The sequence below is a fragment of the Enterococcus sp. RTP21361st1_A6_RTP21361_211029 genome, from assembly GCF_040910045.1.
Classification (GTDB): Bacteria; Bacillota; Bacilli; order Lactobacillales; family Enterococcaceae; genus Enterococcus_D; species Enterococcus_D gallinarum.
Genome location: NZ_JBDGBK010000109.1, coordinates 1 through 9,332 on the forward strand (window position 1 = coordinate 1; position 9,332 = coordinate 9,332).

Here is a 9,332-nt window from a genome sequence, read left to right on the forward strand (position 1 = left end):
TTTTTGCTTTCTTCTTTCACTGTTTGCCAAGCGGATAAACCACCGCGATGCAATAAATTCCCATCTTCGATTTCACTCATCAAGAAAATCAGTCCCCGCAATAAACGTTCCTCCATTGGGAAATCAACAGTTGTCCGTAGAAAGGGGAGTAGTTTATGCGACAAACTAGGGTAGCCTGCTGCGGCTTCTCCTCGAATTCCGGTTATTCCGTATTCCAGATAAAGCTTTTCGCCATAAGTGAGCTGGGTCTTTATCTCTAAGTCTTTGAAATCTTCTGCGAGTAGGTGGTTTGTCATTTGCTGCGTGTAAGTCAAAATCCTCTCACTATCTTCTTTTATTAAAGGCAATGCCTTTTCTTGCAAGTACCAGCCAGTCGCCCCTAAAATGACTGCAAAAGAAAAATTGGCTCCTTTATGCGTATTGATGGCATGTGTTGCACGCAGCATGGCTTTTTCTGCAGCTACTCCGATTTTTCTAAGCTTATCAAACAACTCCCTAGGGGTTCCTTTGTGTGTCAGCCCTGCATGTAGGTACTGTTGAAAATAAGGACGTAAGCTGATCGTGCTATCGATAAATGTGAATAAGTTCATGTCTTGGTGCGCACCGGTTGTCAAGGGATCCACAAGTCCAGGTTTAGGACTGAGACTGACTTCATAGAACAATGCTTTGAAGGCATAGTCGGTAATCTGGTTCGAAAGGGACTCAGTCAATTTGTCTACGCTCCATTTCCGCCAAAATAAACTGCAAGGATCGATCAAGGTGTTCATGCGTGATCAGCGTGATTTGTTCGACATTTTTTGTTTTCATCCCGCGAAAAATCAGCCAGTGTTCTTCCAATGCTTTATCTCTTCGTTTCGTCGAACGGATAGCGATGTCGCGAAAATAAACGAGATAGGCTTGTAGTTCTAGGACAATTGATTTTAAGCGAGGCATTTGACTTTTTTCATAGATAAATGCGTTGAAATCAGAGAAATTTTTTAAAACCAGCTCTATTTCATCGGCCTCATTATATTGTTCCCCTTGTTCTAATAATGTTTGCAGTTCTTGGAAATCTGCTTCAGTCATTTGATTCATGGCTTTGATCGTTGCTAGGGTATCTAATGATTTACGGATATCATAAATTTCGTAGGCATCTTTGATACGAATACCTTTGACGACGATTCCAGCTTTAGGAATATGTTCGACAAGTTTTTCATTCACTAATTGCTTCATAGCCAGGCGAATAGGAGTTCGACTAATGTTCAATTCTTCAGCAAAGACTTTCTCGTTGATTCGAGTACCTGCTGGAATATCACCAAGGATGATGGTTTTTCGAAACGCTTCATAAATCAGAACGTTTAATGTTTTGTTTTGTGTTAAATCAAGATTTTTTTTAACGGCTTCAACTATATTACTCATTTATTTTCCTCATTTCTCATGATACCTCTGAAAATAAAACATGCTAGTAAATTTTTTTCAAGATTTTCTTTGATTTCCTCATGTATTACTAATAAAAATAGGGACGAGACCGCAATGACGACCCGTCCCTATCAATCCTGAATATTATTGTGGAATGTAAAGCGGCATATGACCTAATAACACAATGGTAACGATAAAGATGACAAAGATTCCCAATGCATATTTTGCTGATTCTTTTTGCCATTGACCCATATCCAATCCAGTCAAACGTAACAGCAAGTAGATAAAGGCAACCAATGGGCTTAATAAGTGGAACGCCTGTCCCATCAATGAAGCAAGAGCCATTTGCATATTGGTAAAGCCATAAGCACGCCCTGCTTCTGCTAATACAGGTAGCACACCAAAATAGAAACCATCATTTGAGATGAAGAAGGTACCTGGCGCAGAAATAAGGGCGATAACTAGCCCCCAGAAGCCGGCTAATTCTTTCGGAATAATGTGAGTAAAGCTGTTAGCCAATGCTTCTGCCATACCTGAACCTTGGAACAATCCCATAAATACGCCCGCTGCAAAGACTAAGATAACGACTTGAACAGCATCTCCGCCATTGGCTCCAATTCGTGAAGATTGGTCTTTTAAAACAGGGTAGTTGACCATTAAAGCAATACACGTTCCAACTAAGAACAACAAAAGTGGTGGCAGTGCAATCGAATCAATGAATGAGCTAGCTACGAGCCATGCAATCAATCCAATCGTCAAGATACCATTGAAAAGAAAGTTTTTTGGCCGGCGAATCTGTAGTGTTTCAGGGTCTGTTACCGTTGTCATTTCTTCGATTTCATCTGCAGTCAATTCAGTGATTCCTAAGCGTGCCCGTTCCTGTTTCCCCATTCTGCGAGCAACAAAGAAGATGACATAAAGAACTGAGATGATCATTCCTGGTGCCAGATAAGTAAGGATATCGGCATCAACTTCTAAAACGGCCATAGCTCGAGCAGTAGGTCCTCCCCAAGGGAGCAAGTTCATAATGGTATTTTGCAAGATCACCAGTACCCCAAGGTTCATCATTTTCATGTTTAATTTTTTATAAATCGGAATAAAGGCTGAACAGCAGATCAGGGTAGTAGTCGTTCCATCCCCATTTAAAGAAACGGTGGCCGCAACGACAGCAGTTGCCATCAAAACTTTCATCGGATCGCCTTTTGCGAAATAGATCATTTTTTTTGTAATCGGATCAAATAATCCAGCGTCCAGCATGATCGAGAAGTATAGTATCGCAAACAGCAACATAATCCCCGTATTAGAAGTTGTTTTGATTCCTTCTAGAACAAAATCCCCGATGTTTCCTTCTTTGGATACTCCTGACACCATTGCAACTAAGGTGAAAATCAAAGGAATGACCACCAAAGAAGTGAATGGAGACATTTTCTTTTTCATGATTACAAACATAAAGACAATAATCATGGCATAAGATAAAACCGTCAATAACATATTTTTCTTCCTTTCTACAACTGATTTAATAATTTCTGTTTTTGTAAACGGTGCCAATTCATTCCAATAAAAAACAAAGCTTCATGCCTTTTGGGGGAGAAAGACACGTATTGGAAACAATTAGCTTTTCCGTTTGACGACTATAGAATAAGCAATATTCATTTGATAAGATAGATTGAATTCTGAAAAAGAACAGGAAAAAAACAATTTGGTATAGGTGTTCTTAAAAGAGGCTTAACAAGATATTAATAAAATCTTAACGGTTGATAAACGTTGATTTAACAATGTTTATAAGCCTTTTTGTTGTAAGGCGAAGAAATAGGAACAGAAAAAAAACAATAATCTTTGATTTAGAACTACCGGATTGGTCCATTATCAATATAATGTGGTTGAGAACGAAAAAAATGAAAGGAGTAACTTCATGGGATTATTCGCCCGACTGTTCAAAAAAAGTGAACCACATCAAGAAATAACAAAAACATCTTCTGAAACGCTCGATGATAATGAATCTGAAATGAAATGGAAAGCGGTTCCTGTATATATCGAAGCTAGTGAAGAAGAATATCAACTTGTTAGTTTGATCGCGACAGCCATTGCGGCAGGTGATCAACCTAAGAGCCAATTTGTGGTCAAGAAAGTAATGCAGCGCAATCCGGAGGCGAAACTTGTTTCCATCATCGCGTCAAGTCTAGCTGCTGGATTAAATGAAAAGAGTCAGTTTGTTATTCGAAGAATCAACAAAAATTAGCATTTTGGAGGAAAAACAATGTTACGTAAATTTAAAATTTCGATTGATGGCAAAGAATATCTAGTAGAGATGGAAGAAATCGGTGGTACACCACAACCTGTACTACCCGTTCAACCTGTAGTTGAAACACCAGCTCCGCAAACCGCAACACCAGCCGCATCCGAGGCACCATCTGTTTCTGAGGCACCCATTGCCGCAGGCGCAGATGCCATGCCTTCTCCAATGCCGGGAACGATTTTGAGAATCTTAGTGAATGTTGGAGATACTGTGGCGGAAAATCAACCATTGATGATATTAGAAGCCATGAAAATGGAAAATGAGATTGTTGCCGGAAAAGCGGGAACGGTAGCTGGTATTCATGTCAATCAAGGAGAGATGGTCAATCCTGGTGACCCATTGATTACGATTCATTAATAGGGATGAATCAATAAAAAATTTAATGAATAGAGGAAGTGACGTTAGTGGAAACTCTGATTGAAGGCTTTTTAGGGATGGGACAAGAACCCGGACGGATTGTCATGATGGTAGTCGGTGGCATCCTGATGTATTTAGGAATCAAAAAAGAATATGAACCAACACTACTAGTTCCGATGGGACTAGGAACGATTTTAGTAAATTTCCCGAACTCTGGTGTTTTGAGTGCTGGCGGGGAACCTGGTCCTTTTCAAGTATTGCTTTTGTTTATCGGAATTGGTGCCATGATCGACTTCGGTCCGCTGCTCCAAAATCCTTTTCTGCTTTTATTTGGGGCTGCAGCCCAATTTGGTATTTTCTTTACGATTATCGTCGCTGTTTTATTTGGATTTGATTTAAATGATGCAGCTTCCATTGGAATCATTGGAGCCGCCGATGGTCCAACATCCATCTTTGTAGCCAACACTTTGAATTCCAAATATATGGGAGCAATCATGGTTGCAGCTTATTCTTATATGGCTTTGGTGCCGATCATTCAGCCGGTTGCGATCAAGGCGGTCACAACGAAAAAAGAGCGTTCGATTCATATGAATTATCGCGCTGGCGAAGTCTCGCAAACAGCAAAAATTCTTTTTCCGATCGTTATCTCTGTCGTTGCCGGGCTCATTGCCCCTGTATCTCTGCCATTAGTTGGTTTCTTGATGTTCGGAAATCTCTTGAGAGAATGCGGCGTATTAGACCGACTTTCTATCACAGCTCAAAATGAGCTGGTAAATATCATTAGTATTTTGTTGGGGCTCTCTATCTCAGTAAAAATGCAGTATGAAGAATTTTTGCAAGTCGATACATTGATGGTGATCGCTTTAGGCCTGGTTGCCTTCATCATGGACTCTGTAGGTGGTGTCTTGTTTGCAAAAGTGCTGAACCTGTTCAGAAAAGAAAAAATCAATCCAATGATTGGAGCCGCGGGGATTTCTGCATTTCCTATGTCAAGTCGAGTGATCCAAAAAATGGCAACGGATGAAGACCCACAAAACTTTATTTTGATGCATGCAGCCGGTGCCAATGTTTCTGGTCAGATTGCTTCAGTTATTGCAGGTGGTTTATTGCTTGCCTTACTAACCTAAGAAAGGAGAGATTCGATGTCAGCAGATTTAATGAAATCACTGGAATTATTAGTGCTGGGATGGGGCGGCGTCTTCGTGGTTATCTTGATTATCTATCTTGCTTCGATGCTGCTTAGCAAACTTTTTCCAATAAAAAAATAAAAAGATAAAGAAGAGACGTTTATGTATTCATTAAAACGGCTATGGCTAAGAGATCAAGGAGTCTATAAACAGTGGGCTTCCTTGATGGATCGAGCCGGTCTGAATAAAGAGGAAGAACTTGATTACACAGTGGGAATCTACGATAACGATTTACTGGTTGCTACTGGATCCTATTATCACAACATATTGAAATGCTTGGTTGTTTGCAAAGCCTTTCAATCAGAAAATCTACTGACGGACATCATTCAACATCTGGTTGATCGCTTGGCAGAAGAAGGGGAACAACATTATTTCTTGTATTCAAAACCCAGCAATGAATTGATCTTTCGCTCACTAGGGTTTCAGAAAATCATCGCAACCTCAGAAATTCTTTTTATGGAACGAGGATTGCCAAATTTTGCGAGCTATCTTTCTACGCTGGCTAAAGGGAAAAAAATGGGGATCGGAAGCGGGATAGTGATGAATGCCAATCCCTTTACCAAAGGACATCAGTATCTTGTCGAGACAGCTGCGCAGCAGAGTCAGCAAGTTTATGTCTTTGTGTTATCCGAAGATCGTTCAAAGTTTTCGACTGCAGATCGGATGGAAATGGTAAAACGTGGAGTCGCACACTTGTCCAATGTAACAGTTTTTCCCACCAATGATTACCTTGTATCTTCCGCAACGTTTCCTTCCTACTTTCTGAAAGACAGTGCCATAGAAACAGTAGCGAAGATCCAGGCAAAGGTTGATGCGCAACTGTTTAAAGAGAAGATAGCACCTGTATTAGACATTCGGACACGGTTTGTCGGAGAAGAACCCTATTCAAAGGTGACCGATACGTATAATCATGCGATGCAGGAAATGTTTGGCGACTCATTAGAATTGGTTATTTTACCTAGATTGAGTATTGATGGTGAGATCATCAGTGCTACCAAAGTTAGAGAAGCTTTGAAAAATCAGGATGACCGCCGTTTGAGACAATTTTTGCCATCAACGACATATCATTATTTAAAAAACGAGAGGTGAAACCATATGGAAATTACACAAATCGCAGTAGCCGGTACAGTAGAGTCAAGCGACATTTTGATTACTGTCGAGCCGACTGAAGCAGACGAAATCCAAATTTCTTTGGAAAGCAGTGTAGAGAAACAATTTGGTCAACAAATCAAAAAGGTGATCGAAGAGACCATCAAAAATTTAGGGATCAAGTCTGTTCGAGTAGCTGCCGTTGATAAAGGCGCTTTGGATTGTACGATTCAAGCTCGAACCATTACCGCGATTCATCGGGCAGCAAAAAAAGACGCATATGATTGGAAGGAGATTGATTCATGGAACGCTTAAGAAGAACCATGATGTTTGTTCCAGGTGCAAATGCAGCAATGCTAAGGGACGCACCCTTATATGGTGCAGACTCAATTATGTTTGATTTAGAAGATGCAGTTTCTCTTAAAGAAAAAGACTCCGCGCGTACATTGGTTCACTTTGCATTGAAAACATTTGATTACAGCAATGTAGAAACAGTCGTACGGATTAATAGTTTGGAGGCAGGTGGCGCCCAAGATGTCGAAGCAATGGTTTTGGCTGGCGTTGAGGTTATTCGCTTACCAAAAACAGAGACGGCACAAGATATTTTAGATGTGGATGCGGTCATTACATCTGTTGAAAAAGACAATCAGATTCCAGTGGGCACAACGAAAATGATGGCAGCCATCGAATCTGCAGAAGGGGTATTGAACGCACGGGAGATTGCCAAAGCGTCAGAGCGACTGATCGGAATTGCTTTAGGAGCAGAAGATTACGTCACAAATATGAAAACCAAGCGCTATCCGGATGGACAGGAATTATCCTTTGCCCGCAACATGATTCTGCATGCAGCCAGAGCTGCAGGAATTGCGGCTATCGATACTGTCTATTCCGATGTGGACAATGTAGAAGGATTCCAAAATGAAGTGCAACAAATCAAGCAGCTAGGATTTGATGGAAAGTCAGTGATCAATCCACGACAAATTCCGTTGGTAAATGCTATTTATACACCGACAGACAAAGAAATCCAGAATGCCAAAGAAGTTATCTGGGGAATTCGCGAGGCCGAAGCGAAAGGCTCTGGAGTTATTTCAGTCAATGGGAAAATGGTAGACAAGCCAATCGTTGAACGTGCACAGCGAGTGATTGCATTGGCTAAGGCAGCGAAGTTGATTACGGAGGAGGATATTTAGGCATGGTCATGAATAAAGTAGGAAAAGATATTCCACAAGTATATGCTGACCAATACGGTGTTTTTGAAGGGGAATTGGCGCATATCGATACGTATCAAGAAGCAAGTCGTACCGTTACCCCCGTTCGTCCAAGAGATACCAAACTTCTTAGCAGTATTCGCGAGGCGATCGAAAAGACAGGGCTGAAAGATGGCATGACGATTTCCTTCCACCATCATTTTCGTGAAGGCGATTATGTCATGAATATGGTCTTGGAAGAAATTGCTGGTCTGGGTATCAAAAATATTTCTATTGCCCCTAGCTCCATCGCAAATGTCCATGCACCGTTGATTGACCATATCAAAAATGGCGTTGTAACCAATATTACTTCCAGCGGATTGAGAGACAATGTGGGTGCTGCTATTTCAGCAGGAATCATGGAAAATCCTGTTGTGATCCGTTCACATGGCGGTCGGGCTCGGGCCATTGCAGCTGGAGATGTGCATATCGATGTGGCTTTTTTAGGCGCACCAAGTGCAGATGCCTATGGCAATGCCAATGGTACGGTGGGAAAAGCAACCTGTGGTTCATTAGGTTACGCAATGATCGATGCAAAATATGCAGACAAAGTCGTGATCATCACAGATACGCTCGTGCCATTTCCGAATACACCAATCAGTATTCCGCAAACCGACGTGGATTATGTGGTTGAAGTGGAAGCAATCGGTGACCCACAAGGGATTGCCAAAGGAGCCACCCGCTTTACCAAAAATCCGAAAGAACTATTGATCGCAGAATACGCAGCAAAAGTGATCACAAATTCTCCTTACTATAAAGAGGGATTCTCCTTTCAAACAGGTACCGGTGGTGCTGCATTAGCTGTTTCCCGCTTTTTGCGCGAAGCGATGCTTAAAGATGGAATAAAAGCGAGCTTTGCATTAGGCGGTATTACCAATGCAATGGTGGAACTATTGGAGGAAGGATTGGTTGAAAAAATCATTGATGTACAAGATTTCGATCATTCTTCAGCCGTTTCATTAGGAAGCAATGCAGGACACTATGAAATCGATGCTGAGATGTATGCTTCGCCGTTAAGTAAAGGATCAGTGATCAACCAATTAGATACCGCTATTTTGTCCGCATTGGAAATCGATACAGACTACAATGTGAACGTGATGACAGGATCCGATGGTGTGATTCGGGGAGCGTCAGGCGGGCACTCTGATACGAGTATGGCATGCAAAATGAGTCTCGTTATTTCACCCTTAGTGCGAGGCAGAATTCCAACGATCGTTGACAAAGTAAATACAGTGGTCACTCCAGGAACAAGTATCGATGTGATCGTGACAGAAGTAGGGATTGCCATCAATCCAGATCGTCAAGATTTGATTGAACATTTTAAAACACTAGATGTGCCTCAGTATACGATCGAAGAGTTAAAAGAGAAAGCTTACCAGATTGTTGGAACGCCTGAAGCCATTCATTATGGCGATAAAGTAGTGGCATTGATTGAATATCGAGACGGCACGCTCATTGATGTTGTGAGAAATGTGTAGCTTGTTATTTGAGGGACCGGAAGTTTCATTAGCAGAAGTATTGGCGGCTAGAGAACAGCGTGCAAAACGGCAAAAGGAGTTACTGGAGTCGGCGCCCCAATACACACTGCTATCTGCCACCATGAATATTCCCGGACCTGTCAAAACATCAGATGAGTTAGAAGCTGTGTTTAAAAGCTTGACGGATGAAGTCGAGCGAGCAGTGGCGGATGCCTTTTCATTCCTTCATCTTTATCGAAATGAAAAAACTGGCTATGAATATTTTCTTTTACTTCCTTTA

At 41.4% G+C, this 9,332-nt stretch carries 12 protein-coding genes; 9 read left to right on the top strand and 3 right to left on the bottom strand.

Going from position 1 to position 9,332, the window contains the following annotated elements:
* The 3 genes from AB5Z52_RS14665 to AB5Z52_RS14675 form a co-directional block, all read right to left on the bottom strand.
* Positions 1-710 (bottom strand): triphosphoribosyl-dephospho-CoA synthase (locus AB5Z52_RS14665; protein WP_368266977.1); only part of this gene is annotated, 710 nt, incomplete at its 3' end.
* Complete coding sequence (locus AB5Z52_RS14670; protein ID WP_003125752.1) at positions 703-1,398, bottom strand: GntR family transcriptional regulator; 696 nt, start codon at positions 1,396-1,398, stop codon at positions 703-705. The genes AB5Z52_RS14670 and AB5Z52_RS14665, both read right to left, overlap by 8 nt.
* A gap of 144 nt (positions 1,399-1,542) precedes the next feature.
* Positions 1,543-2,889 carry a CitMHS family transporter gene (locus tag AB5Z52_RS14675; protein WP_005470665.1) on the bottom strand — a complete coding sequence of 449 codons (1,347 nt, stop codon included), beginning with the start codon at positions 2,887-2,889 and terminating at the stop codon, positions 1,543-1,545.
* A gap of 421 nt (positions 2,890-3,310) precedes the next feature.
* Between AB5Z52_RS14675 and AB5Z52_RS14680 the strand changes: the two genes are divergently transcribed.
* The 9 genes from AB5Z52_RS14680 to AB5Z52_RS14720 all read left to right on the top strand — a co-directional run.
* Positions 3,311-3,637 (top strand): hypothetical protein, encoded by a 327-nt coding sequence (locus tag AB5Z52_RS14680; RefSeq protein WP_288551428.1) that lies wholly within the window; start codon positions 3,311-3,313, stop codon positions 3,635-3,637.
* A gap of 18 nt (positions 3,638-3,655) precedes the next feature.
* The gene (locus AB5Z52_RS14685) at positions 3,656-4,051 is read left to right on the top strand and encodes an acetyl-CoA carboxylase biotin carboxyl carrier protein subunit (RefSeq protein WP_003125756.1); all 396 of its coding nucleotides are present in this window, start codon (positions 3,656-3,658) and stop codon (positions 4,049-4,051) included.
* A 47-nt stretch (positions 4,052-4,098) separates the two neighbouring features.
* Positions 4,099-5,178, top strand: coding sequence for a sodium ion-translocating decarboxylase subunit beta (locus AB5Z52_RS14690; RefSeq protein WP_368266979.1), 1,080 nt, complete (start codon positions 4,099-4,101; stop codon positions 5,176-5,178).
* Positions 5,179-5,193: 15 nt separating this feature from the next.
* Positions 5,194-5,319 (top strand): OadG-related small transporter subunit, encoded by a 126-nt coding sequence (locus AB5Z52_RS14695; protein ID WP_005470670.1) that lies wholly within the window; start codon positions 5,194-5,196, stop codon positions 5,317-5,319.
* A 21-nt stretch (positions 5,320-5,340) separates the two neighbouring features.
* Positions 5,341-6,327 carry a [citrate (pro-3S)-lyase] ligase gene (gene citC / locus AB5Z52_RS14700; RefSeq protein ID WP_003125759.1) on the top strand — a complete coding sequence of 329 codons (987 nt, stop codon included), beginning with the start codon at positions 5,341-5,343 and terminating at the stop codon, positions 6,325-6,327.
* 6 nt (positions 6,328-6,333) lie between these two features.
* On the top strand, positions 6,334-6,642 hold the full coding sequence (gene citD / locus AB5Z52_RS14705; RefSeq protein WP_003125761.1) for a citrate lyase acyl carrier protein: 309 nt from the start codon (positions 6,334-6,336) through the stop codon (positions 6,640-6,642).
* Positions 6,630-7,517: a citrate (pro-3S)-lyase subunit beta gene (citE, locus tag AB5Z52_RS14710; protein ID WP_003125762.1), complete on the top strand. Its 888-nt coding sequence runs from the start codon at positions 6,630-6,632 to the stop codon at positions 7,515-7,517. The genes citD and citE overlap by 13 nt, the downstream gene beginning before the upstream one ends.
* Positions 7,518-7,519: 2 nt before the next feature.
* On the top strand, positions 7,520-9,052 hold the full coding sequence (citF, locus tag AB5Z52_RS14715) for a citrate lyase subunit alpha (RefSeq protein ID WP_003125763.1): 1,533 nt from the start codon (positions 7,520-7,522) through the stop codon (positions 9,050-9,052).
* A partial coding sequence (locus tag AB5Z52_RS14720) for a citrate lyase holo-[acyl-carrier protein] synthase (RefSeq protein ID WP_368266981.1) occupies positions 9,045-9,332 on the top strand: 288 nt, incomplete at its 3' end. The genes citF and AB5Z52_RS14720, both read left to right, overlap by 8 nt.

Coding starts and splice junctions, on each gene's coding strand:
- AB5Z52_RS14670 (WP_003125752.1), bottom strand. CDS start 1,398: ATGAGTAATATAGTTGAAGCCGTTAAAAAAAATCTTGATTTAACACAA.
- AB5Z52_RS14675 (WP_005470665.1), bottom strand. CDS start 2,889: ATGTTATTGACGGTTTTATCTTATGCCATGATTATTGTCTTTATGTTT.
- AB5Z52_RS14680 (WP_288551428.1), top strand. CDS start 3,311: ATGGGATTATTCGCCCGACTGTTCAAAAAAAGTGAACCACATCAAGAA.
- AB5Z52_RS14685 (WP_003125756.1), top strand. CDS start 3,656: ATGTTACGTAAATTTAAAATTTCGATTGATGGCAAAGAATATCTAGTA.
- AB5Z52_RS14695 (WP_005470670.1), top strand. CDS start 5,194: ATGTCAGCAGATTTAATGAAATCACTGGAATTATTAGTGCTGGGATGG.
- citC (WP_003125759.1), top strand. CDS start 5,341: ATGTATTCATTAAAACGGCTATGGCTAAGAGATCAAGGAGTCTATAAA.
- citD (WP_003125761.1), top strand. CDS start 6,334: ATGGAAATTACACAAATCGCAGTAGCCGGTACAGTAGAGTCAAGCGAC.
- citE (WP_003125762.1), top strand. CDS start 6,630: ATGGAACGCTTAAGAAGAACCATGATGTTTGTTCCAGGTGCAAATGCA.
- citF (WP_003125763.1), top strand. CDS start 7,520: ATGGTCATGAATAAAGTAGGAAAAGATATTCCACAAGTATATGCTGAC.